This is a genomic window from uncultured Dokdonia sp. (assembly GCF_947492815.1).
Taxonomy (GTDB): Bacteria; Bacteroidota; Bacteroidia; order Flavobacteriales; family Flavobacteriaceae; genus Dokdonia.
The window spans coordinates 44,986-70,534 of sequence record NZ_CANLOB010000026.1 but is presented as its reverse complement, the minus strand read 5'-3'; the positions used below and the strand labels follow the sequence as shown (position 1 = coordinate 70,534).

Annotated in this window: 25 protein-coding genes; 20 read left to right on the top strand and 5 right to left on the bottom strand. The window is 34.0% G+C overall.

Annotated elements, in window-relative coordinates; translation table 11 throughout:
• The 3 genes from Q1A01_RS19245 to Q1A01_RS19235 form a co-directional block, all read left to right on the top strand.
• Positions 1-2,373 (top strand): Ig-like domain-containing protein (locus Q1A01_RS19245; protein ID WP_299684111.1); only part of this gene is annotated, 2,373 nt, incomplete at its 5' end.
• A 54-nt stretch (positions 2,374-2,427) separates the two neighbouring features.
• A complete protein-coding gene (locus Q1A01_RS19240; protein ID WP_299684109.1) occupies positions 2,428-3,375 on the top strand; it encodes a type IX secretion system membrane protein PorP/SprF in 948 nt (315 codons plus the stop codon).
• Positions 3,376-3,417: 42 nt separating this feature from the next.
• Complete coding sequence (locus tag Q1A01_RS19235) at positions 3,418-5,370, top strand: OmpA family protein (protein ID WP_299684107.1); 1,953 nt, start codon at positions 3,418-3,420, stop codon at positions 5,368-5,370.
• A gap of 256 nt (positions 5,371-5,626) precedes the next feature.
• Here Q1A01_RS19235 and Q1A01_RS19230 read toward each other — a convergent pair whose 3' ends face one another.
• Positions 5,627-6,136 carry a DUF456 domain-containing protein gene (locus Q1A01_RS19230; RefSeq protein ID WP_299684105.1) on the bottom strand — a complete coding sequence of 170 codons (510 nt, stop codon included), beginning with the start codon at positions 6,134-6,136 and terminating at the stop codon, positions 5,627-5,629.
• A gap of 167 nt (positions 6,137-6,303) precedes the next feature.
• Here Q1A01_RS19230 and Q1A01_RS19225 point away from each other — a divergent pair, with 167 nt between their 5' ends.
• Genes Q1A01_RS19225 through Q1A01_RS19200 form a run of 6 tightly spaced genes read left to right on the top strand, consistent with a single transcriptional unit; the run spans position 6,304 to position 12,588 of the window.
• Positions 6,304-6,666: a BlaI/MecI/CopY family transcriptional regulator gene (locus Q1A01_RS19225; RefSeq protein WP_299684103.1), complete on the top strand. Its 363-nt coding sequence runs from the start codon at positions 6,304-6,306 to the stop codon at positions 6,664-6,666.
• Positions 6,666-8,147 carry a M56 family metallopeptidase gene (locus Q1A01_RS19220; protein ID WP_299684101.1) on the top strand — a complete coding sequence of 494 codons (1,482 nt, stop codon included), beginning with the start codon at positions 6,666-6,668 and terminating at the stop codon, positions 8,145-8,147. The genes Q1A01_RS19225 and Q1A01_RS19220 overlap by 1 nt, the downstream gene beginning before the upstream one ends.
• A gap of 39 nt (positions 8,148-8,186) precedes the next feature.
• The gene (locus Q1A01_RS19215) at positions 8,187-9,590 is read left to right on the top strand and encodes a M56 family metallopeptidase (protein ID WP_299684099.1); all 1,404 of its coding nucleotides are present in this window, start codon (positions 8,187-8,189) and stop codon (positions 9,588-9,590) included.
• A gap of 40 nt (positions 9,591-9,630) precedes the next feature.
• On the top strand, positions 9,631-10,839 hold the full coding sequence (locus Q1A01_RS19210; RefSeq protein WP_299684097.1) for an alpha/beta hydrolase-fold protein: 1,209 nt from the start codon (positions 9,631-9,633) through the stop codon (positions 10,837-10,839).
• A gap of 3 nt (positions 10,840-10,842) precedes the next feature.
• Positions 10,843-12,054, top strand: coding sequence for a tetratricopeptide repeat protein (locus tag Q1A01_RS19205; RefSeq protein ID WP_299684095.1), 1,212 nt, complete (start codon positions 10,843-10,845; stop codon positions 12,052-12,054).
• Positions 12,055-12,108: 54 nt separating this feature from the next.
• Positions 12,109-12,588, top strand: a complete 480-nt coding sequence (locus Q1A01_RS19200) for a hypothetical protein (RefSeq protein WP_299684093.1) — start codon at positions 12,109-12,111, stop codon at positions 12,586-12,588.
• A 6-nt stretch (positions 12,589-12,594) separates the two neighbouring features.
• On the opposite strand, the gene Q1A01_RS19195 is transcribed toward Q1A01_RS19200, so the two are convergent.
• The 4 genes from Q1A01_RS19195 to Q1A01_RS19180 all read right to left on the bottom strand — a co-directional run bounded on the left by Q1A01_RS19195 (position 12,595) and on the right by Q1A01_RS19180 (position 16,622).
• The gene (locus tag Q1A01_RS19195) at positions 12,595-13,476 is read right to left on the bottom strand and encodes a hypothetical protein (protein ID WP_299684091.1); all 882 of its coding nucleotides are present in this window, start codon (positions 13,474-13,476) and stop codon (positions 12,595-12,597) included.
• A 98-nt stretch (positions 13,477-13,574) separates the two neighbouring features.
• Positions 13,575-14,192: a hypothetical protein gene (locus tag Q1A01_RS19190; RefSeq protein ID WP_299684089.1), complete on the bottom strand. Its 618-nt coding sequence runs from the start codon at positions 14,190-14,192 to the stop codon at positions 13,575-13,577.
• A gap of 391 nt (positions 14,193-14,583) precedes the next feature.
• Entirely contained in the window at positions 14,584-15,723 is a 1,140-nt protein-coding gene (locus Q1A01_RS19185) for a glycosyltransferase (protein ID WP_299684087.1), read from the bottom strand.
• Entirely contained in the window at positions 15,720-16,622 is a 903-nt protein-coding gene (locus tag Q1A01_RS19180) for a hypothetical protein (RefSeq protein WP_299684085.1), read from the bottom strand. The genes Q1A01_RS19185 and Q1A01_RS19180 overlap by 4 nt, the downstream gene beginning before the upstream one ends.
• Positions 16,623-16,724: 102 nt before the next feature.
• Between Q1A01_RS19180 and ruvC the strand changes: the two genes are divergently transcribed.
• The 11 genes from ruvC (at position 16,725) to Q1A01_RS19125 (ending at position 25,494) form a co-directional block, all read left to right on the top strand.
• Positions 16,725-17,279: a crossover junction endodeoxyribonuclease RuvC gene (gene ruvC, locus Q1A01_RS19175; RefSeq protein ID WP_299684083.1), complete on the top strand. Its 555-nt coding sequence runs from the start codon at positions 16,725-16,727 to the stop codon at positions 17,277-17,279.
• A 7-nt stretch (positions 17,280-17,286) separates the two neighbouring features.
• Complete coding sequence (locus tag Q1A01_RS19170; protein ID WP_299684081.1) at positions 17,287-19,008, top strand: tetratricopeptide repeat protein; 1,722 nt, start codon at positions 17,287-17,289, stop codon at positions 19,006-19,008.
• 3 nt (positions 19,009-19,011) lie between these two features.
• On the top strand, positions 19,012-20,148 hold the full coding sequence (gene hemW / locus Q1A01_RS19165; protein WP_299684079.1) for a radical SAM family heme chaperone HemW: 1,137 nt from the start codon (positions 19,012-19,014) through the stop codon (positions 20,146-20,148).
• A 278-nt stretch (positions 20,149-20,426) separates the two neighbouring features.
• The gene (locus Q1A01_RS19160; protein ID WP_299684077.1) at positions 20,427-21,173 is read left to right on the top strand and encodes a cyclase family protein; all 747 of its coding nucleotides are present in this window, start codon (positions 20,427-20,429) and stop codon (positions 21,171-21,173) included.
• A gap of 13 nt (positions 21,174-21,186) precedes the next feature.
• Positions 21,187-21,606 carry an RDD family protein gene (locus Q1A01_RS19155; RefSeq protein WP_299684075.1) on the top strand — a complete coding sequence of 140 codons (420 nt, stop codon included), beginning with the start codon at positions 21,187-21,189 and terminating at the stop codon, positions 21,604-21,606.
• 13 nt (positions 21,607-21,619) lie between these two features.
• The gene (locus Q1A01_RS19150) at positions 21,620-22,342 is read left to right on the top strand and encodes a DUF2071 domain-containing protein (protein WP_299684073.1); all 723 of its coding nucleotides are present in this window, start codon (positions 21,620-21,622) and stop codon (positions 22,340-22,342) included.
• Between the two features lie 22 nt (positions 22,343-22,364).
• Positions 22,365-22,709, top strand: a complete 345-nt coding sequence (locus Q1A01_RS19145) for a DUF4260 domain-containing protein (RefSeq protein ID WP_299684071.1) — start codon at positions 22,365-22,367, stop codon at positions 22,707-22,709.
• Positions 22,710-23,080: 371 nt separating this feature from the next.
• The gene (locus Q1A01_RS19140; protein WP_299684069.1) at positions 23,081-23,698 is read left to right on the top strand and encodes a DUF4230 domain-containing protein; all 618 of its coding nucleotides are present in this window, start codon (positions 23,081-23,083) and stop codon (positions 23,696-23,698) included.
• 8 nt (positions 23,699-23,706) lie between these two features.
• A complete protein-coding gene (locus Q1A01_RS19135; RefSeq protein ID WP_366520115.1) occupies positions 23,707-24,186 on the top strand; it encodes an ATP-binding protein in 480 nt (159 codons plus the stop codon).
• Complete coding sequence (locus tag Q1A01_RS19130) at positions 24,164-25,120, top strand: transglutaminase domain-containing protein (RefSeq protein ID WP_299684042.1); 957 nt, start codon at positions 24,164-24,166, stop codon at positions 25,118-25,120. The genes Q1A01_RS19135 and Q1A01_RS19130 overlap by 23 nt, the downstream gene beginning before the upstream one ends.
• 5 nt (positions 25,121-25,125) lie before the next feature.
• Positions 25,126-25,494 (top strand): MmcQ/YjbR family DNA-binding protein, encoded by a 369-nt coding sequence (locus tag Q1A01_RS19125; RefSeq protein ID WP_299684040.1) that lies wholly within the window; start codon positions 25,126-25,128, stop codon positions 25,492-25,494.
• Positions 25,495-25,549: the final 55 nt, after the last annotated feature.

Genomic DNA, 25,549 nt, shown 5'->3' with positions numbered 1-25,549 from the left:
GTGATGGATGATATGGCAACTACTGATGAAGATACTCCAGTGAATATCGATGTATTGGATAATGATGATTTCGATCCAAACAGTGATGTAGAAGTAACCGATGTGACTAATCCAGCTAATGGAACAGTAACGATCAACCCTGATGGAACAGTAGACTATACACCAGATCCTGATTTCTGTGGAACTGACACCTTTGATTACACAGTAACGATCACCAATGCAGATGGATCTACAGCTACAGAGACAGCTACGGTAACAATTGAGGTTGCTTGTGCTGATGATGTGATGGATGATATGGCAACTACAGATGAGGATACTCCAGTGAACATCGATGTATTGGATAATGATGATTTTGATCCAAACAGTGATGTTGAAGTAACCGATGTAACAGATCCAGCAAATGGAACAGTAACAATCAATCCTGATGGAACAGTAGACTATACACCAGATCCTGATTTCTGTGGAACTGATACGTTTGATTATACAGTAACGATCACCAATGCAGATGGATCTACAACGACTGAGACAGCTACGGTAACAATTGAGGTTGCTTGTGCTGATGATGTGATGGATGATATGGCAACTACTGATGAAGATACTCCAGTGAATATCGATGTATTGGATAATGATGATTTCGATCCAAACAGTGATGTAGAAGTAACCGATGTAACAGATCCAGCTAATGGAACAGTAACAATCAATCCTGATGGAACAGTAGACTATACACCAGATCCTGATTTCTGTGGAACTGATACGTTTGATTATACAGTAACGATCACCAATGCAGATGGATCTACAACGACTGAGACAGCTACGGTAACAATTGAGGTTATTTGTGTAAATGAAGCAATTGAAATTACAAAAACGAGTACCTATGATCCAGTAACAGGTATTATAACATATACGTATACTGTAGAAAATACAGGAGACGTTACTGTATTTGATATTGAAGTTGTTGAGGATGCAGGAGCATTTACAGGAACAGGCGTATTGCCAGTTCCAGTATATGAAATGGGTGGTACAGATGAAGATGGTGAAGGAGATGCCTTTGATTTATTACCGGGAGAATCGCTTACATTTACTGCAGATTATGTAGTAACACAGGCTGATATTGATGCAGGTGTTATTGAAAATCAGGCTGGAGCAATTGGCTTTGAAGAAAATGGATCTCCAGTAGAAGATACAGCTTCTGATGATGGAGATGATACAGATGGTAATACTGATGATGATGTTACAGTAACAGATGTATCTGAAGCACCTGATGGAAATATTGATCTTGAGAAAATAGCAGAAGTAATTGATACAAATGGAAATGGTATCATTGATGCTGGTGATGAGATCTTATATACCTTTATTGTTACAAACAATGGAAATGTAGATCTTACGGGAATTACAATAACTGATAATAATGTAACTGTTGTAGGTGGACCTATAGATTTAGCTGTAGGAGAGAGTGATTCAACTACATTTACAGCAATCTATGTGATTACACAAGATGATGTAGAAGAAGGAGGAGTCATAAATACAGCAATAGCAGAAGGTACAGATCCTGATGGTACTATTATTACAGATACTTCTGATGACCCTGAAGATTCTACAAACACAGATACGGATAATGATGGAGATTTTGAAGATCCTACCATAACAATTATACCTCAATTACCGAGCATTGAATTGATTAAAGTAGGAGTATTTGTAGATATAAATGCCAATGGATTTGCTGATGTAGGTGACCAAATTCAATATACATTCACAGTAACAAATACTGGAAATGTAATTATAGAAGGAGTGACAGTAACTGATAATAATGTAACTGTTATAGGTGATCCTGTTGATCTTTTACCTGGTGAAAGTGCAGATTTTACAGCAATCTATATAATAACTGAAGATGATATAGAAGCTGGAGAAGTTGTGAATACTGCCACTGCAATTGGATTGGATAGAGGCGGAGATGTCGTAACTGATGTTTCTGACGACCCTACGGATACAACAGATACAGATGTAGAAGGTGATGGTGATGCAGATGATCCTACAGTAACAATACTTGATACAGAAGAACCAGGTGTAGAGGAAATAGTAGTACATAATGGTATTTCATTAGGAGAAGATGGACAAAATGATACATTCATTATCTCTGGTATTGAAAACTTCCCAGATAATACGGTTAAGATATTTAATAGATGGGGTGTGCTAGTTTATGAAGCAGATGGGTACGGTCAGAATGGAAATCAATTTAGAGGACTTTCAAATGGACGTGCAACTATAAGTCAAGATAAGTTCTTGCCTGTAGGTACTTATTATTGGACATTAGAATATGTTGATAATAGTGGTCAAACACGTACAAGTGCAGGTTATTTATATATTCAAAGATAAATTGTTAATTTTCAGGCGCATTACGCGCCTGAAAATCAAAATAGAAGTTTTTATATGAAAAATTATATTGTTATTGTCGGTTCATTTCTTTTGGTGTTATTAAGTATACCTCAAGTAAATGCACAACAGGATCCTCAATACTCACAGTATATTTATAATACGGTGGCTATTAATCCAGCTTATGCTGGTAACAGAGGAGTTACAAGTATTGTAGGTTTACATCGTAGTCAGTGGGTTGGTTTAGATGGGGCTCCTCGTACACAAAGTTTAAGTATTCATTCTCCTATTTCAGAAAGTAAAGTAGGATTAGGATTATCTATTGTAAACGATGCTTTAGGACCTTCTCAAGAGACGTATATTGGAGTAGATTTTAGCTATACGGTAGATACTTCAGATAAAGGAAAACTTAGTTTTGGATTAAAAGGAGGAGGACACATCCTAGATGTTGACTTTACACGATTAAATCTTTTTGATCCTACAGATCCTCGTTTTGCTCAAAATATAGACAATAAGATTTCTCCAATAATTGGAGCAGGAGTTTATTATCATACAGATCGTTTTTATGTAGGCTTAAGTGCCCCTAATTTAATACAAACTGATCACTTTGATGAGAGTAATAATTCAAATGGCTCTAGTTTTGTAGCTGAAGAGCGTATTAACTACTATGGTATACTAGGGTATACTTTTGATCTTTCCGATCAAGTAAAGTTTAAGCCAAGCACGTTGATAAAAGCAGTTGCAGGGGCACCATTACAAGTAGACGTTACAGCCAACTTTTTATTATTAGAAAAGCTTCATTTAGGAGCAGCTTACCGATGGGATGCAGCTTGGAGTGGTCTAGCAGGTTTTCAAGTATCAGACAGTATGTTAATAGGTCTTGCATATGATCGTGAGACAACAGATTTAGGAGACACGACATTTAATGACGGAAGTTTTGAAGTTTTCCTTAGATTTGAACTGTTTAATGAGTATGATAGATTATTAACACCTAGATTCTTCTAATAAAAGGGAATAGCGTATAATTATTATTAAAAATTAAAATTAATGAAGCTTCACGTTTATATAGTAACAGCCGTATTCTTACTAGTAGGAATGATTAGTTTTGCTCAGGAAGGAAAAATATCTAGAGCCGATAAGAAGTTTGATCAATATGCCTTTGTAGATGCACGCAAAATATATCTTGATGTTGCAGAAAAAGGATATGAATCTGTAGATTTATTTCAAAAACTGGCAGATTCCTATTACTTCAATGCGGAATATACAAACGCAGAAGTATGGTATAAAAAACTAATTGATACCTACCAAGAAGAAGTACAGCCTGAATATTACTTTAGATATGCCCAGACATTAAGAGCTTTAAAGAATTATGAATTAGCAGATGCTATGATGACTCGATTTAATGACCTTAATGGAACAGATACAAGGGCGACATTATTTAAAGAATCACCAGATTATTTACGTGAAATATCAGCATATAAAAAGAGTAAGTATACACTTGAAGATATTAGAAGTATCAATTCAAGATATTCAGATTTTGCCCCTACAGAATTTGAAGGAAAGTTGATTTTTGCTTCTTCTAGAGATTCAGGAGGAGGTGTTAGACGTATTCATAAATGGAATAATCAACCTTTCTTAGACCTTTTTCAAACTAGAATAGGAGAAGAATCGGGATCTTTTTCAAAACCATCAAAGTTTAATAAAAAATTAAACTCAAAATTTCACGAAAGCACAACAGCTTTTTCAAAAGATGGAAATACGGTATACTTTACGCGTAACAACTTTACAAAAGGATCTTACAAGAAATCTAAAAACGGGACCAATAAATTAAAAATTTATAAGTCAACTAGAGAAGAAGGAAAAGGATGGACAGAAGCCGTTGAGATGCCTTTTAATAGTAATGAATACTCTACAGCACACCCTGCTTTAAATGCAGACAACACAAAATTATATTTCGCATCAGATATGGAGGGAACTATTGGTCTTTCTGATATTTGGTCGGTAGATATTAATGAAGATGGAACATATGGAACTCCTGTTAATCTAGGACGTCCTATTAATACAGAAGGAAGAGAGACATTTCCTTTTATGAGTAAAAATGGAAACTTATACTTTGCATCAGACGGTCATCCTGGTTTAGGAGGATTAGATGTATATGTAACAAGCCCACAATTACAAAATGAAGAGCAAGAAATTATTAATATTGGAAAACCTGTTAACAGTTCATACGATGACTTTACGTTTATTGTAAATGATGATACAAAACTAGGATACTTTGCTTCCAATCGTAAAACAGGAATGGGAAGTGACGATATTTATCGTTTTATAAGTGAAGAAATACCATGTGATATTATTGTAGATGGACGAGTATTGGATAAAGAATCTGGAGCACCTATTAGTGCGGCTACTGTTCAATTAATAAATAGTTCAGGAGAAGTAATTAACTCTATGCTTAGTGAGACAAACGGTAACTATAGCTTTGATACTGCAAATTGTGAAGAACAGTATATTGTAAGAGCTATAAAAGAAACCTATAATGGTGATGAAGTAGTATTTACAACACCAGATGAATCTAAAACTATTACAAATAATTTACAATTAGAACTTACTCAGAAACCTATTGAAGTAGGTGATGACTTAACAATATTATTAGAGTTGAATCCAATTTATTTTGATTTTGATAGATTTAATATCCGCCCAGATGCGGCATTAGAACTTGAAAAAGTAATATCTGTGATGAGACAATACCCAACCATGGTGATAGATGCTAGATCACATACAGATAGTCGTGGAAAAGATAGTTATAACTTGAGTCTATCTGATAAAAGAGCAAAATCTACAGTAGCTTATATTATAAGTCAAGGAATAGATAGTAGTAGAATCACAGGAGCTGGATATGGAGAAACACAATTAGTAAATGAGTGTAGTAATGGAGCTAAATGTTCTGAAGAAGACCATCAGCTTAATAGAAGATCTGAATTTATTGTGATTAAAAAATAATCAAATAAAGAATAGTATATACAAAGCCTTTCAGAAATGAGAGGCTTTTTTTGTTAGTGAAACGTTATTCTATATGCGCCTTTTGGACTTTACAAAATAATCAGTTGAATGAGACATGCTTTTTCAGCTAAGGCCATAGTCTTATTTTCTAGTACTAATGCGTATTTAGAAATAGAACTTTTTATTAAAAGGGATGCTGCCTGTATACGCTTTCGCGAAAGCGTACCAAGAACATATAAAAGCTAAGATTTTAATATTACGACCATACAAACAATGTATCACTATATGCAAAAAGCTTGTAGATAAACAATACAAAGAATATAACGGTCACAACAAACTTCATGAAGGTAGATGCTATAAATCCTAGAAAAGAGCCTATAGCAGCTTTAAAAGCAGTTTTAGAGTCACTCTGATTAAACACAAGTTCCCCAATAAGAGCTCCTACAAAAGGACCAATAAGAATTCCAAAAGGAATTGGAGAAAAAATACCTACAAATAATCCAATCATGGTTCCTATAGCGCCCGCCCGACTTCCGCCAAAACGCTTGGTTCCCATAGATGGGATCACATAATCTAATATGAAAATGAGGATAGCAACAAACAAGGTAATCCCTAAAAAAGTATAATCCATAGGGACACCTTTAGTAAGATGTAAGACTAAAAGACCTAACCAACTTACAGGCGGGCCAGGTAAAACAGGAATAAAACTCCCAACAATACCTAAAAGTATAAGTAATAGGCTTAAAAATACAAGTAATAAATCCATTAAAAAAAGTGTAATTACAGATAGTATGACGCACTAAAAGTGAATTTGTTACATTTTTTAAACTAAAAAATTAGTTTAAACTAAATATTTAGTTATATTTGTAAGGCAATCTTTAAAATAAAACCCTTATAAGGATCATTTACAGATCACTAATAGATACATTACAAATGAAACAACTCACCAAAGCCGAAGAAGATATTATGCAAATCCTCTGGGATTTAGAACAAGCTAATGTTGCTGCGATTATTGAAAAATTACCAGAACCAAAACCGGCATATAATACAGTATCTACCATTGTTAGAATTCTTGAGAATAAAGAATTTGTAGGATATCGTAAAGAAGGAAGAGGACATATTTATTTTCCGCTAGTTCAAAAAGCAGATTATAGCAATCAAACACTTAATAAATTGATGAATGGCTATTTTCAAGGATCTTTTAAAAGTATGGTATCCTTCTTTATGAAGAAAAATGATATCAATATGTCTGAAATGGAAGAAATCATGAAAGAAATTAATAAAGAAGAAAACTAATGTTACATTATATTCTCCAGATCATCGCATATCAGTTACTGTTTTTAGTAGTCTATGATATTTTCTTAAAAAGAGAGACATTCTTTACATGGAATAGATGCTACCTTCTGGTAACACCTATACTTAGTTTTGTACTACCTTTTATAAAGATAGATGCTATCCGAGAGACAATACCCTTAGCATATACTATTGCATTACCAGAAGTACTATTGCAAACCAGTATTACAGATACAACTGTAGATGGAGGAATGTTGGAAGAAATAATACTTACAGGATCCAAACCTATTTCTTTTATGACATGGTTAGTGAGTATCTGGGCAATAGGAATGGTACTTAGTCTAGGGTATTTTATATACAAAGTGATAAAAATACAACACCTAAAAAATCAAGGAAGTCTGCAGCAAATAGATGGCCTTAATATTATTACATTGCCTAATACAGATACTGCTTTTTCTTTTTTTAATACCATTTACTTAGGAGCAAACCTTTCAGAGAAGCAAAAAGAGAATATCATGCTTCATGAAACAATACATATCAAAGAGCTTCACTCGTTTGATATGCTGTTTTTTGAACTCCTTCGTATTATATGCTGGTTTAATCCGCTAGTATATGTGTATCAAAATAAAATGATGCTACTTCAAGAATACACTGCAGATGCTAGAGTAGTCTCACAAAGAGGGAAGCAAAATTATTATCAAAGTTTACTGTCGCAAGTGTTTAAGACAGAAAATGTGTCATTCATCAACCCATTTTTCAATCATTCAATCATTAAAAAACGAATTATTATGTTACAAAAAACAAAATCTAGTAAAATTGCAAAATTCAAGTATGCGTTTATTCTTCCACTTATTCTGTCAATGCTTGTGTATGTTGCCTGTAGTGAAGATAACATTCCAAAAAATGAAGTAAATATAGCCGATATAGAATTGGCAAAGATAAAAGCTGAAGTAGAGGCTATAGAAATGATTTCTTTTGTAGATGCCAAACCTTATTTTGAAAGAATGGGAACAATAATGTCTGCACAAGAACCCGATGATAAAGAATTATCATATGAAATTTTAAGGATAATTAATGAAAAGGTCAGTTTATATAGAGAAAAAACAGGAAATAAAACTTTAAATAATGAGGGTGATATTCCATTTGCGGTCATAGATCAGGTGCCCGTTTTTCCAAATTGTACGGGAACAAATGAAGAGCGTAAAAAATGTATGAGTTTAAGTGTGTCTAAGCATGTAAACAAAGAGTTTAATGTTTCTTTAGGTAAAACACTAGGATTAGATGGAACCAATAGAATTTTTGTATCATTTAAGATAGATAAAAACGGAAACGTAACAAATATAAGAGCACGTGCACCACATCCAGGATTAGAAGTCGAAGCTAAAAGAGTTATTGAAACACTCCCTCAAATGTTACCTGGAAAACAAAATGGAGTCCCTGTAGGCGTATTATATAGCTTGCCAATTACATTTCAAATCCAATAGTAAAGGAACTAATACGGCGTAAGAGTTATGATTAGATATATGATAGAAATCATATGCTTTCAAGCAATATTCTTGATAGGCTATAAGGTCTTTTTAAAAAAAGAAACTTTTTTTACCTATAATAGAATGTATTTACTCATAACTCCACTCTTAGCCATTGTCTTACCTTTCTTGAAAATTGCTGAATTGCAACGTATGATCCCAGTGCAAGAAGTAGCAACAGTACTCCCAGAGGTGATATTAGAAAGTTATGCTACTACGGCTATAGATATCGTAAATCCCATGGGTGTTGTCATATCTAATACACCCAACGGTTATGTGTTTGACTGGATACATATATATTATATAGGCATCCTAATTAGTATCCTTTTATTTGGATATAAAATAGTTCAATTTACACATCTTTTTCGCTTTAAAGAAAAAGGGAAACGTATTATTATAGTACCCGATAGCACCGTAGCATTTACTTTTTTTAACTATGTGTTTTTGGGAGAAAAGTTAAGTCCGCTTTCGCGAAAGCGTATACTGGCACATGAGTATATACACATCAAGCAAAGGCATACCTTGGATTTATTGTTTTTTGAAGTGTTACGTATTGTATTTTGGTTTAATCCATTAGTGTATATATATCAAAAAGAAATCACCCTAGTACATGAATACTTAGCCGATGGACATGCCGTAGCGAATACCTCAAAGAAGCAGTATTATGAAGAGCTACTAAATACAGTCTTTGACACAAAACAAATGTCATTTATCAATCCATTCTTTAATCATTCAATCATCAAAAAACGAATTATTATGCTACAGAAAACAAAATCAAAAAAAATAGCAAAAGCAAAATATTTATTCTTAGTACCAGCACTTTTTTCCATATTAGTATATACAGCTTGTACAGATGCTCAAGCAGGAGGTACAGGATATAGTTCTTCAGACAGTGAGATTATTAAAAATATTGAAGTGCTCAAAAACTCTATAGCAAAACAGGGGGGCTTAACAGAAGAAGAAGAACGAGCACTTAAAGTACTCACAGCAGTTACTGCTAATGATAAAGATATTTTAAAAGATAGCACCTATGATGAAGTCTTAAATGATCTAGATATTCCATTTGGTGTCATAGAAAAAGTACCTACATTTCCAGAATGCTCAGGAACACTAAAAGAAATTAAAAAGTGTACGTCTCAAAAAATTAAAATACACGCAAATAAAGGGTTTAATGCAAAACTTCCTGAAGAGCTCGGTCTTACAGGAATAAAGAGAGTAGTGGCTGTTTTTAAAATAGATACTGCTGGAAATATTGTCGATGTTCGTGCTCGCGGAGCACACCCAAAGTTAGAAAAAGAAGCTATCAGAGTAATCAAGACATTACCTCAAATGATACCTGGAGAACATAATGGGAAAAAAGTAAGTGTTTTATATGAACTCCCATTTACCTTTAATTTATAATCGGAATTAAAATAAATTAATGAAGTGTAGTAAGCATGGTATGATTAAAATACTAGTGTGTATTGTGTTTATTGGTATAAGTAGTTTTACTACGGCACAGTATTCTCAAAATTCAAATAAAGAATTAGTACTAGGAACTGTTGATTCCCTCTTTTCAAAAACATTGAATGAGCAAAGAGAGATTTGGGTTCATGTACCAGCGCAAATAGAAGAGGGTGAAAAATATCCTGTCATTTATGTGTTAGATGGAAAAGATCATTTCTATACAGTTACAGGTATTTTAAAACTCCTTGAAAAATGGAACGTACCCAAATCTATTGTGATAGGAATTCCTAATACGGATAGAACAAGAGATTTTACTCCTACAAATGTTCCTTTTCAACGGGGACATGCATCGGAGACCTCTGGTGGTGCGGCTAATTTTGTGACATTTATAGAAAAGGAATTACAGCCATATGTAAATAACAAGTATCCTACAGATACGATGAGTACCATCATAGGACATTCAACGGGAGGTCTTTTGGTACTCTATACGTATACACATCATCCAGAGGTTTTTGATCATTACCTAGCCATTGATCCAAGTTTGTGGTGGGACAAAGAAAAGTTAGTAAATCAATCAGAAAAACTATTTAACGCATCAACACGTCAAAACAAATCACTGTATGTTGCTGTGGCGAATAGTGTAGGAGTAGATACCGTAAAGGTGAGAAAACTTACATCAGAACCCACAGAAATGCTAAGAGCAAATCTTAAATTTCATGACCTGCTAGTAAAGAATAAAGATCATTTAGAATTTACATGGGATTATCAAGAAAATGAAGATCATGGTAGTATCGTAGTGCCAGGAATGTATAATGGATTACGATCATTATTTTCATGGTATCCATTTCCAGAGCGATGGAGGTTTAATACCCCTAAAGCATATACAGCAGAAGAATTAACAGCACCTTTTTATACGCATTTTGAAGAGTTAAGTACCCGTTTTAAACGAGAAGTAAAACCTAACTGGCAATTTATAAATGATGTTGGTTTTTTTATACTAACGTCACATAAACTGCCTAAAAAAGCGCTGGCGTATTTAGAGATGAATTTAAAATACTATCCAGAAGAATCAAGAACTCATATGGCTTTAGGTGATTATTATACCATGCGTAATAAGAAGAACGAAGCCATTAACTATTTTAAAAAAGCCATTGAAATTGATGGCAATGAAGAAGCTCAACAAAAATTAAAAAAACTACAATAATACATGAAGCGATATCTCATTCTATTTTTTTTTATAAACACGATCAGTAATGCCGGAGCACAGTCTTCGGCGTTGTCTATTGCAGATAGTTTATATGCCGTAGGAAGTTATACAAAAGCTATTGAACAATATCAATTAGTTCCAGAAAAAAATGCGAAGACACTACTGCAAATTGCGAGATCTTATAGAGGTTTAGGAAATAAAAAAGTGGCCTTAGAAGCATATGTAGCATCACTTACTCAAAATGGAGAACAACCCATTACTGCTACAGAATACGGCCGACTTTTAATTACAAGAGGTCACTATGTAAAAGCAGATTCTATTTTCTCAAAACTAGCAAACACATACCCTGATAATCCAGAATATTTTTACCAACGAGGAAGAGCTTTAAAACAGTTAGAAAAAAAAGCAGATTCTATATGGAAAAAAAATACCAAAATGAAGAGTGAAGAAGTCTTTTCAAAAGCAGTGCAATTAGACTCTACCCATCAAAAAGCATTATACCAATTAGGATTACACTATTTAGGAAAACGCGATTATCCTGCTGTAGAAAAGATCTGTTTTAAAGCCTTAGAACTTGATCCAGACGCTGTAGAAATAGTTAATATTTTAGCTCAAAACTATTATCTAAAAGAATGGAATCACGAAGCCATTACATGGTTTGAAAAACTCATTGCATTAGGACAATCATCTCCCTTCATTCATTCTAATTTAGGAACTAGTTATCGTAGAATCAATAATTATACAAAAGCAATAGATCAATACTTAATTTTATTAAGGATAGATGATGAAGATTATGGTATTCATCACATATTAGCTGATCTATATGGAAAAACAAGAGATATAGAAAAAGCAGAATACCATGCGAAACAAGCGCTGTATTTTAAAGATTTACCATTAGATGATATATATATCACCTTAGGAAGAGCTTATCAAATTAATAAGAAGTATGAAAAAGCAGTAAAACAATATCAACTAGCTCTTAAAATAGACCCTACTCATATAAAAGTACAATATGATGTTATTGTATGTACAGATAATTACTATGAAGATAAAAAAGAAGTGCTCAAACAATACGAACGATTTATTGAAAAACACAAGACATCTGAAGATTATAGAGCTAAGTTTTATGTAGAGATCTCTGAAAGACGTGTAAAGCAACTTAAAAAAGAACTTTTCTTAGAAGAAGGAGAACATAAAAAAGGAAAAAAATAGCTTTTAGGAGAACATCATATAATATTGTAAATTTCATCCAAGAAATAAAATGGTATGAATATTCGTCTTTTATCTTTAGTGCTTTGTATGCTTTTTGCATCATGCTCAAGATGGGAGACCAAAAAAATAACCACAGAAGAGTTCCTATCTCAAGAAGAATATATCATAGATATTACCAATGTAGATACCTATCCTATCTTTGATACCTGTGATGAACTCTCAGAAAGTACAGACTTGAAAAAATGTTTTGAAGACAAAGTAACCAATACATTACACCAAGAACTTAGCAACCACACTATTGTAGTACAAGAAGCCATAAACGATACTGTTTGGATAGACCTTATCGTAAATGAAACTGGAAAATTCTGTTTAGATAGTATTTACTTAACACCCACAGTACGTAAAGAGATTCCTGAATTACATCTATGGATCTACGATGCAGCACAAGTATTACCAAGTCCAGAACCTGCTATAAAACGAGGCATATTAGTAAAAACAAGATTTAAAGTGCCTATTGTTTTAAAAGTAGAATGAGTGTTGTTATAACACAAATCGATACCCAATCGTAAGATCTACAGGAAACTCTCCGTTATCATCTAAGATAAAAGAATACGCATCATTATAGTTGAGAGATAAATATCCTTTTCCTATTTTGATATCTGCTCCAAGGCCAAAAATAACAGGCCCTTGTAAACTTGAACCAGACGAATCTCCAACAGCTATAAGCCCTATAGTATCATCATCTATTTCTTGAGATCTTTTAGCTGTTGTAAATGTAACCAGTTTTGTGTTGAGGTATATTTGAAATGTAGGTTTCTTTATAAACTTAAAACGATGGTTAATAGAGAATTGAGCAGCACTGTAATCAAATTCATCACTCGACAAGGTTTGTTTGTATTGAAAAACAATAGCATGACTAGGAAGTGCTGTTGCATCATACAATTCAAAATCAATTCCAAATTGTGTATTTGAAGTGTTGTTAGGATTATCTACAAAAACACTATTGGTGATTCCTGCAAAAGCACCTAGACGATACTCCATATTTGTAAGGAAGCTATTCTCCTTGTACGAAGGATCTACTTCTTTATTGTAAGTATTAAAAAAACGACGCAAACTCGCTAGTGTTAATTTTACCTTGTCAGTATTCAGACTTACATTGCCAGTAAGTTCTTGCAACTGCTTTTTATACTCTTCCTGATATTTTTTTCCATCTTTGGTATTTGTTAATTCCGTAATGGTAGTTCCTTTTTTGGCAAAATAACGATACTCTTGATCAATTATATTCCAGAGTAAGGTCATAGGGCCTTCTACATCCGTTTTAAGCTCGTAAGATTGATTGTTTACAGAGTAGGTGTCTGTTTGCGCGGTAATCGTTGAGAGACTCAGTAGGAGCCCACAACAAAGTAGTATAAAGCGTTTCATTAAAAAAAGATTTGGATTTTAAAGGTAACAAAAAATCTCTTCTCTTAAAATCACTAGTTTCAACTCTTTAATTTTATTGATGATATAAAATAAAGTGCTTAAAAAACAAATCGATATCCAGCAGTGATATCAACAGGAAATTCATCACTACCATCAATCACAAAAGAATAGATATCATGATACTGAAAAGTGAGATACCCTCTTTTTAATTTGATATCGGTACCAAGTCCAAAAATAAATGGAGTCTCAAGATTGGTGACGGTGATGACACTAGGATCTATAAAGTCAGGACCTAAAAAATCTCTTTTGCCAATAGTATAGGTAATCATTTTTGTGTTTAAAAACACTTGAAGTTTAGGAGTTTTGATAAACTTAAAACGATGATTGATAGAGAATTCATGATCATTATCCTCCAAATCACCAGTAAAAAGAGTCTGTTTATATTGTATCGCAAGCCCATGACTTGGAAATGCAATTTTATCGTAAAGTTCCAAGTCAACAATAAATTGAGGGTATGTTTCTTGCTCAAAAGTGCTTAGTAACCCTTTTCTAAAAATACCATTGGTAATCCCAGCAAAAACACCTAATCTATATTCCAGATCACTATGCATTTTCTTCGCTATATATTCAGGATCTACTTCTTTATTGTAAGCATTAAAAAATCGTCTAAGATTAGATAATGTTAACCGTACCCTATCTATACGTTCTTCATCCATATCTATATCAGCAGTGAGTTGTAGGATTTGTGTTTTATATTCCTCTTGAAATGTACCTTGTACTTTCGTATTAGTAAGCGGAATAATAACAGCTCCTTTTTTGGCAAAATAGATATACTCTTTGTCTATAGTATTCTATAATAAAGAAATAGTTCCTTTGACATCGGTTTTCAACTCATAAGTTTGGTTATTGATGGTATATGTATTCGTTTGAGCAAAAACACCTATAAAACAACATGAAAAAAAGAGAAGTAAAAAGTGTTTCACGTAAGACGTTTTTTTGATGATTAGAATACCTATATAACGAGATATAAGGATACATATTTTAATAATGAAACTCAATTTATAAGTTGAACTAATCCTGCTGTAAGGCAGAATCTATGTAATGCCCTTATCTTTTAAAATACCTGCCCTTCCAAGTAAATCCCCCTTTTAGCGAACTTAACGCAATATAGGTGCTTATAAACGGATAGAGTAAAGCACATATAGGATACCAGATGAGCAGTTTTTTTTTATTGAAAAATTGAGAAGCGATTAGAAGTAATATGAGATCTGCCGCTATCTTTATCAAGAGCACTGTTAAAAACGGGAATGGATCTGTATACGCTTTCGCGAAAGCAAAAACAACACCCACTACAAAAACTAGATTGGTAATTAAAATAAGCAATCCGACGCCTTTGGTAAATGGGTTTGTATATCCGGTAGACTTAGCCGCCCATCGTTTGCGTTGTCTCATAAAAGAAACCCAGTCTTCTTGAAACGTGGTCGTGATAATAGCCTCTCGTGACTTGAGGTAATGCACTTGCTTTGAAAATGTTTCTGTAAACTTTTCTAATAGAAAATGGTCATCTCCACTAGCAATATGATTATTTCCTTCAAAACCATGCACATCTCTAAAAGCAGTTTTTTCATACGCCAGATGTGCTCCATTGCACAAGAATGGTCGTTTGATGCCAAAACCACCAATAGTTGCTCCTGCAAGACTAAGGGTGTCTAGTTGTTCAAAAACATTTAGAAATGAAGTTGTATGTAGCGGTAATGTAACAGGGCCTGCAATGAGTTTTGAGTTATTTTCCTGTATAAAAGTATCAAGTATCTGAAGCCATGACGAAGGTACTATACAATCGGCATCTGTTGTTACGATCCAAGAATGTGTTGTAATGGCTATGGCTGTTTGGATAGCATCTTTTTTAGGGGAGCCAGAAGTACGTATACTATCTAAAACCTTTATGTTATGTTGATGATGTTTTTGAATATAATTTTCAATACAAGTAACAGAAGCATCATCAGAACCATCATTCACTAATAGGATTTCATATAGAGATTCAGGATAGTCTAGGTATGTGAGACTTTCCAATAATTTAGGCAGATTCTTTTCTTCATTTCGAAAAGGAATAATTACTGAAAACCCTTGTTTTGGAGTACTTGTAGAAGACGTGATGAGGGTAGACTTCTTAAACCCATACGCTAACCAAAGTATAAAAAAAGCATACCCAATGATGATCACATACATACAGATAAGCACCATCATACAGATATCGATTTTTGAGTGATTATTGAAGTGTCAGTAAGTATAAAATAACTGCCTGGAATAATAGGGAGTACTACATTAAAAAACCACATGATAAAGGTAATACTTACGATCGCTATTTCTGGGACATCAATCCACGAAAATAGCGCTACAGCTACACCCGTTTTAAGAATCACATCAAAGAGTTGAAGCATCGGTATGATAGAACTTATAAGGTACATACTTGTGATAAGCCCCATGGCAAGTATGTAAGAAACATCTACTTGAAATACCCATAGTAAAAAATAAAATTGATGCGCAAATATGAGATAACGTATGCATGAAAATAACAATGCTTTTTGCTTACGAGTAGCAGCAATGGTGTACATAAAGTCACGAATACGTTGCCAAGAATACCCTTTGATACTCCATCGTAGCTTATCTAGTATCTTAGGAATACCATATATCATTGGAATAAGTAAGATGCATGTTAGCAGATAATAGATGCTATACTTTGGGAATAATAGATAGGTGCATATTCCGATACCTATATATCCAAAAACAGTAGTTACAAGCATTTGATACCCATTTCCTAATAAAGTCAAAAACAGTATCTTTTTGCGCATAGGGGCAGGGAAAAATAATGCTTTTGCGCCATATTCTCCGATCTTAGCAGGAGTAATCAGAGATACGATATGCGCTTTTAATGACTGCTGGAGGCTCTTTCTGGTAGAGATAGAACTGCAATGGGTTACTAATGTTTTCCATTTAAGAACTTCAAATAGCCAATTAAGAATAGATAATAATAGTAATATTGCTATATTGCTATATGTAAATAATATATTAAAATTATTTTGAAAGCTCTCTAGAATAGTGGTGGTGTCTTGAGCTACACGTTGCCACACAAAAAAGAATACCATAGCCAAAATCAAAATTTTGACACTATAGCTTAAGAATTGTGTAGCTTTGTGGGAGTAGCTTCGCATAACAAACAAAGTAACGAATAAAAGATAAAATTCCTTTTGAAAGAAGAAAGAATCATATTAGGTATCGATCCAGGAACCACCATTATGGGATTTGGACTCATTAAAATAGTCAATAAAAAAATGGAGCTTTTACAACTTAATGAGTTGTTACTTTCAAAATATAAAGACCCCTACATAAAGTTAAAACTTATCTTTGAACGTACTGTCGAGTTGATAGACACCTATCATCCAGATGAGATTGCCATTGAAGCACCTTTCTTTGGGAAAAATGTACAGAGTATGCTCAAGTTAGGGCGCGCACAAGGGGTAGCGATGGCCGCAGGACTAAGTCGCGAAGTACCTATTACAGAATATCTTCCTAAAAAAATTAAAATGGCAATTACAGGTAATGGAAATGCGAGTAAAGAACAAGTAGCAAAAATGCTACAGTCCCTATTAAAGATTAAGACACTTCCTAAGAACTTAGATAGTACTGATGGATTGGCTGCTGCAGTATGTCATTTTTATAATTCAGGAAAAATAGAAACAGGGAAGCATTACACGGGATGGGAAGCTTTTGTAAAGCAAAATGAAAAACGAATTAAGAAATAATGCTTTTATGAAACAATTATTTTTATTGATTTTAGTATTGTTTTTTGTTTCCTGCGATGAGTTTTTAAGTGATGAAATCTTACGAGAAAAATATAATATTGCGGTCATAGAAAAGAACTGGGAAGAAGCTATCCGTATGTTAGACATTGTGATTGAGCGAGGAAATGACACTACAAATACTTATTTTTTAAGAGCGCAAGCACGGACAAATCAACAAACAAAAGATTTTCCAAATATTATAAAGGATCTTACCACATATCTAGAAAAAACAGATGATAAAAGAGCTATGTTTATAAGAGCTCAATCATACTTCCAAAATGCCCAATATAAAGAAGCCATAGCTGATCTAGATATATTAATTGCTTCTCAGGGAGAAAAACCTCTATTGTTAGAATGGAAAGCAAATAGCGCTTACGCAGCTAAAGATTTTAAAGTTGCTGAAAGGTATTATAGAACACTTCTCAGAAAACCTGCACCTCATGATCAATTAAAAGAATATTATAAAAAGGTTGTCCTATGCGAGTATTTTGGAGATAACTATGAGGGTGCTGCTTGGGATGTAGCTTTCATGGAATCTAGAGGGTATGAAAGAGATACCGTTTTTGAAAGAAGAATCATACAGAAAGAAGTGTCTTTTGATGAAACAACTTTATTTGAAACTCCTAATATCACTATTGGCAAAATAGAAGAACAATTGAATAATTACTGTCCCGTAATTGATATGAAATGGCGTTCCGAATACTACCATACAGAATTAGGATATGATGTGCTCAGAGAAAAACCTGTAACAGATCTGACGGCGTTACTTCCAAAGCGTTTGGAAGTAAAACGCTTAAATTTTAGAAGCACAGGTATATCAGAACTACCCAAAGAAATTAGTCAGTTTATTCATTTAGAAGAGCTTGATTTGTCTAGGAATAGATTTTCTGATGTTGAAGGATTAATAACTAATTTGAGTACGCTCCCAAATTTGAGATTACTCATTATGGATTATACAAACCTTCGCAATTTTCCAGAAAATATAGCATTGTTACAAAATTTAGAAGTGCTATCTGTTGAGGCAAGTAGTATAAAAGAATTACCCGAATCACTTGGGCAATTAATAAGGCTTAAATTTTTAAGCGTTAGAAGTAATGGAAGATTAACAGACCTACCTGCATCTATAGGAAATTTAAAATGCATGGAAATTATAGATGTTTCAGGTAGTGGCATGTCTAGACTTCGAAATGAATTAGCAGATTGCACTTCTTTAAAAAGTATCGTGGCAAATGCGTCTAAAATAAAAACATTACCGGATGATATTGGCAAATTAGAGTATTTAGTACATGCTAATTTAGGGTACAATAAAATACAAGAAATACCAGAATCTATAGCAGCATTAAAGAATTTAAAACATTTGTCTTTAGGAGGTAATGATATAAAACAATTACCAGCATCCTTTGCTAATATAGAAAACCTTACTTTTTGCGGATTGCCATATAATAGATTTAAAGAGTTTCCTAAAGAAGTTTTAGGTCTTACTAAATTACATACATTATGGTTACACAATAATAGTTTTGAAAACATACCAATAGAAGTTACTTTTATAAAACCATTAACATATATGTTAGTAGATCATCAGATCATTACTGATGAAAATATACAGGAAATCAAAGAACGTAAACCGTCACTTCGCGTCATCAGAGAAGACACGCGTAAATATGCAAAAGGAAGAAAAAGAAAGTTATAACCTATGGCATCCATCTATATCCATATCCCTTTTTGTAAGCAAGCCTGTCACTACTGTGACTTTCACTTTTCTACGTCTATGGGGAAGAAGGATGCGATGATTCAAGCATTGATTCGAGAACTAGAAGTACGCAAAGAAGAGTTTCATAATGAGACTGTAGATTGCATCTATTTTGGGGGCGGAACACCATCGGTATTAGAAACGGAAGAAATCAATCTCTTGATTCAAACGGTTTATAAAAATTACCAAGTCACAGATGCTCCAGAAATTACACTCGAGGCAAACCCTGACGATCTTAGTGAAGAAAAAATCAAATCATTAAGCGATTCCCTCATTAACCGTTTAAGTATTGGCGTGCAGTCTTTTTTTGAAGAAGATTTAAAACTTATGAACCGAGCACATAATGCCACCGAGGCGATAGAGTCTATTACGCTTTCGCGAAAGCGGTTCCAGAACATTTCCCTAGATCTTATTTATGGTATTCCAGAAATGAGCAACTCGCGATGGATTCAAAACATTGAACAAGCACTAGACTTAGGAGTTCCACATATTTCTGCATATGCCCTCACCGTCGAACCCAAAACTGCACTAGAAAATTTTATTAAAAAAGGAATCATTCCTCCTGTAGAAGATGAGGTTGCGCAAGAACATCATGCCATTCTGGTAGAGCGGTTGGAAGCTGCAGGATATCATAATTATGAGTTTAGCAATTTTGGGAAACCTGGGTATTTCTCCCGCAATAATACCGCCTATTGGGAAGGGAAAAGCTATATAGGTATTGGTCCAGGCGCACATAGTTATAACGGAAAGCGCCGAGCTTGGAATATCAGTAATAACCCAAAATACATCAAGGCTATTACACAAAGTGAATTGCCTCAAGATGTAGAAGAACTCACGACAACCGATCAATATAATGAATACGTGATGACACGATTACGCACACAACATGGTGTTTCACTAAAAGAAGTAGCTACGTTATTTGGATCAAAAATGCAAGCCTATTTACTGCAACAAGCACAAACCCATATGGAAAGTCATTTTCTATTTCAAGAAGAAGACCGATTGTACGTCACCAAAAAAGGAAAATTCCTAAGCGACGGCATCGCAAGTGATTTATTCATGTTGAATTTAAAACCGTAACTGACTTAATAAATAAACCTCAGGTAGTTGCTCCTTCCCCAGAAAGGGGAAGGTGGCATTTGCCTAAAAGGCAAATGACGGAAGGGGTCAAGCATAGATTTAACCCGCATTATGTACCAAAATGCACTATAAGAAATATACATAAACATTCTCACAGTAGTTTCTATGTAAATGACCGAAGGGGTGTATATTTAATTATATTTTAAAAAGTTACTACAATACCCTGTAACATTCTTTATCTTTAAAGACATATAGGCATACATATACAAAACCATCACGTGAAAGCTACCATTCATCACAAAAACCAAACACTTTCTGTTGATTTATCCCAACCCATAGACATTTCTATTCCGTTGAGTGATACAGAAAACCCACTAGCTTGGTATTTAGAAAAACCCGAAATCACACCCGTACGATCAGAAGATTGGGTAGGGAAAGTAAGTGAAGGAGGCGATGTTAATTTTAATACCATTACCTTCAATCCGCATGCACATGGTACACATACAGAATGTGTAGGCCATATTACAGAAAAAGTATACAGTGTTAATACACACTTAAAACAATTCTTTTTTACAGCAGAGCTTATTACAGTGGCGGCAGAACCAAGAGGAGAAGACCTTGTGATCTCAAAAAAACAATTGCAATACGATCTCAAAGGGAAAAAACCAGAAGCATTAGTGATTAGAACCATTCCCAATACACAAGATAAAAAAACAAAAAACTGGGCACATACCAATTGGACATATATTGAAGAAGAGGCGATGGTATTTTTAAGAAGATTAGGTGTAAAACACTTGCTCATCGATTTGCCTAGTGTAGATCGAGAAAAAGATGATGGCGAACTCAAAGCACATAAAGCTTTTTGGGATCTAGAGGGTAACATACGAATGGATGCTACCATTACAGAAATGATTTATGTACCACATCAAATAGCAGATGGACGTTATATATTGAATCTGCAAATTGCTCCTTTTGAAAATGATGCTACACCTAGTAAACCTATTTTGTATAAGATAGAATCCTAAAAGAAGTATTCTTTTGACTTTTATAGAAACCCAACCACATATAGGAAGACGCATAGTAGCAGGTAGTATAGACTATACGATTATTTATGCACTTTCTTTTTTTACAATGATGCTACTTGGAGTCCAAGTAAATTTTGATGCCAATCAACTAAATAATGCCTTTTCATTAATTCCAATAGGTTTTTGGATATTGATGGCAATAATTATTGAAATAACTGCTGGAGCGACCATAGGTAATTTAATAGTAGGGCTTAGAGCGATTCCTATAAATGGACAGTATCGAAAACTAACATTTTTAGAATCTTTGAAAAGACATCTCTTAGATCCAGTAGATATGTTCTTTTTTGGATTAGTAGGAATTATAGTGATGAAAAATACTCCTTATAATCAGCGGATAGGAGATTTATGGGCAAAAACTATGGTTATAAAATAAAAGATAGACAATTATGAAAATCCCAACCATAAAAGGCATTATAGACAGAAGAATTCTGATAAACTATCAAGTAGAAAAAGAAGTGTTAGAGCAATATCTTCCTGAACCTTTTATGCCAAAATTGGTGAATGGAAAAGGGATTGCAGGTATTTGTCTCATACGTCTTAAAGAAGTGAGACCTAAGGGACTTCCGAAACATATCGGAATTGCTTCAGAAAATGGAGCACATAGAATTGCAGTGCAATGGTATGAAGGAGGCGTCTTAAAAGAAGGTGTTTACATTCCAAGAAGAGACACTTCATCAAAAATAAATGCATTAGCAGGAGGTAGAGTTTTTCCTGGGGTACATCATTTAGCAGAATTTAAAATAAAAGAAGAAGGATCCAACTACGAAGTTGCTTTTGTAAGCGAAGACCAAACAAGCTTATCTATCAAAGCAAGTGAAACTGACCAATGGAATGACACGAGTGTTTTTAAAAACATACAGGAAGTTTCTGATTTTTTTGAAAACGGAGCGGTAGGATATTCTCCAGATGGTGATTGTTATGAAGGTTTAGAATTGAAAGCCTATAATTGGAAAGTATCATTGCTTGAAGTAACATCAGTACAGTCTAGTTTTTTTAATAATACAGCTATATTTCCAAAAGGAACGGTCACTTTTGATAATGCGCTACTAATGAAAAATATTGAACATGAATGGATAGGTTTGAAAAGTATTGCATCTTCTAAAATCTAACGTATTAATTATATCAACTCTCATGAAAACAACACTTAAACTAGAAGAACTGGCACAATTTGGACTCGGGATTTACTTTTTTAGTTTGCTTCCATTTGCTTGGTGGTGGTTTTTAGTACTCATACTTGCACCAGATATAGGCATGATAGGGTATGCATTTGGCAATAAAGCAGGTGCTTTTTTATATAACCTTTTTCACCATAAAGGACTGGCAATAGCAATATATTTGATAGGAATATATCTTCAAAATAATATCCTTATGCTTGTAGGTGCTATTCTATTTGCGCATGCTGCTTTTGACAGAATACTAGGCTATGGTTTAAAGTATAAAAAAGGCTTTAAATTCACACATTTAGGAAACCTATAAGCTACATAATAGTGTTTTGACCTATCGAAAGATTGTCGTAAAATTTGAAGTGAAAATTCCGTAAAATTTCAGACTGTTTGAGCATAGCGAGTTTCTGAAATTTAGGAATTGAGCAATAAATTTAGACAAGGCTTCGTCAGTCTAGACTTTTTTGTTTCTTTTTTTGGCAATGAAAAAAAGAAAAGAGTTTTCTTTAAAATATAGTAGGATTCTAGACAACGGTTTAAAGTATGAGAAAGGCTTTAAATTCACACACCTCAGAGATTTGTAAATTAAAACTTCGATATATTTGAAATAATAGAAATCTATGAGCGCAGCGATCTATTATCTATAATCTATCAGCAAAGCGGTCTTTATAGTATCTTTACAACATGGAGTTTTTATTTTTAGGACTTGCTTTAGGCGCTATTGTAGCCTATTTTTTATATGGACGCTTTGCTAGGCGAGGAAATAGAGCCAAAGTGCATTCACAATCTATGGTATTGATGGAGCGCATTCGTTCTGTATGTAAATTTATTACGGTAGAAGGAGATTTTGCTGAGATCTATCACTATGAAAGCTTAAAAGATAAGTGGATTCAAAAACTATTAGGTACCAAGAAAGCATTAGTACTTATAGACGCCAAAGCACATATAGGTTTTGATCTTACAAAAGTGCGCATGGAAGCAGATGAAGAAACAAAAACGATTCGTCTGTACGATTTTCCATCACCAGAATTACTTTCTATAGAAACCGATTTTAAGTTTTATGATAAAAAAGAAGGTTGGGCAAATCCGCTTACAAGCACAGATCTCACCGAAATTAATAAAGAAGCCAAACAACATATTGTAGATAAAATCCCAAATAGCGGACTCTATAAACAGGCTTCTCAACAGGCACTAGATACGATTATTCTTATTCAAAAATTAGTAGAAACTATAGGGTGGCAATTAGATTATGACGCCTTAAAAATTACAACTCCAGAAGAACCTCCAAAACTCAATCCCTAGTGATACATATGATTCTCGGAAATACAGGAGCTGGTAAAACCACCTATGCACTTTCGTTAAGAGACAAAGAGCAAGGGGTTATTTTTTCTATAGACCACTGGAATAAAACACTTTTTTTGGATGATAAAACCCCAGAAGATGGCGTCGATTGGTTTTTAGAACGGATAGAACGGTCTGATACCATGATTCAATCTATAGTAGCACAAATGGCTACAGCAGGAACCCCCGCTATTCTAGATCTAGGATTTGCCAAAAAAGAGCGGAGAGATCGTTTTTACGCTTTCGCGAAAGCGTATAACATCCCCATCCAATTACATTTTTTAGATATTCCATTAGAGATCCGAAAGCAACGTGTGATGCAACGCAATCAAGAAAAAGGCGAAACCTTCCAGTTTGAAGTATCAGAAACCGATGTAGAATTTATGGAATCATGGTTCGAAAAACCAACCCCTAAAGAACTAGCTCATGCACACATCATTACCACATAAAACACAGACATTTATAGTGCTTTTAGTATTTCTGAGTAGTGCCATGGCGATAAGTCAAGACTATGCTAAAGTAGATGCGACCGTATCTTTTTATCCTGAACATTTTGCGACAGGTCAAGCACTGGCAATGCAAATAAAAAGTGATTTTACAAACCCTAAAGAACAAGTGCGTGCAGGATATTCATGGCTTATTAATAATGTAACTTATGACCCTCAGGAGTACTATACCTATAAATTTCAATACCGTATTCTTGAAGAACGTAATGAAAAAATGGCATCAACCCGGGAAGGTATTATTGAAAGAACCCTACAACAGGGAGTAGCCGTGTGCGAAGGATATGCATTGACATTAGAACGTCTTTGCGAATTATTAGGAATTCAAGCGTATGTGGTACGAGGAGATACCAAAACACAACCTTCAGATATAGGACGTCCTTTTGATAAAAACCATATGTGGATGGTGGCCATCATCGAAGAAAAACCAATGCTCTTAGACCCCACCTGGGGAGCAGGAAGGTATAATGGTACTTTTATAAAATCCCCATCTTATGAGTATTACGATGCGCTTCCATCACAATTTATAAAAAGTCATTACCCAGAAGTATTTGATGATGCGTATGTAGACTATAACGTGTCAAAAGAAGCATTTAGCAAGCAACCATTGTTGATACACAAAGAACTTACCATACAAGAGGTGAGTCCTTTAGAAGGAACCATAAAAGCAAGAGCATTATCTAAAGGGATTATATTTTCATTGCAAGGAATCACTGGAGAGAAAGTAAGGTATTCTTTAGATGGTGCTGAAAAAGTAACTACTGATTTTAGTATAGAAAATAACACCTTGCAATGTATGATTGCTACTAAAACAAAAGCACAATCACTGGTGATTTATGTAGATGATGCTCCCGTTATTGGATATAAAATAAAAAAATAGAATTCATGCATATAGAAGACGTACGGAACTATTGTATTGCAAAAAAAGGAGTCACAGAAGAGTTTCCTTTTGATGAGGTTACTTTAGTGTTTAAAGTAATGGGAAAAATGTTTGTTTTAAGTGGATTAGAACGCATTCCCGCGGCGATTAATTTAAAATGTGACCCAGAACGCTCTGCTGCTTTACGCGAGGAATATGACGGAAGTATTACAGGCGCTTTTCATATGAATAAATTACACTGGAATACGTTAATACTTCAGGATTTGCCACCTCAATTAATTATAGATCTTATTGACCATTCCTACGATTTGGTGGTGAGCAAAATGACAAAAAAACTACGCACCGAATTAGAAAATCTAGAAGAAAATGTCTAAAAATAATGTAATACATCATTCCGAATTTATTTCATAATCTCATGACATTCGTTAT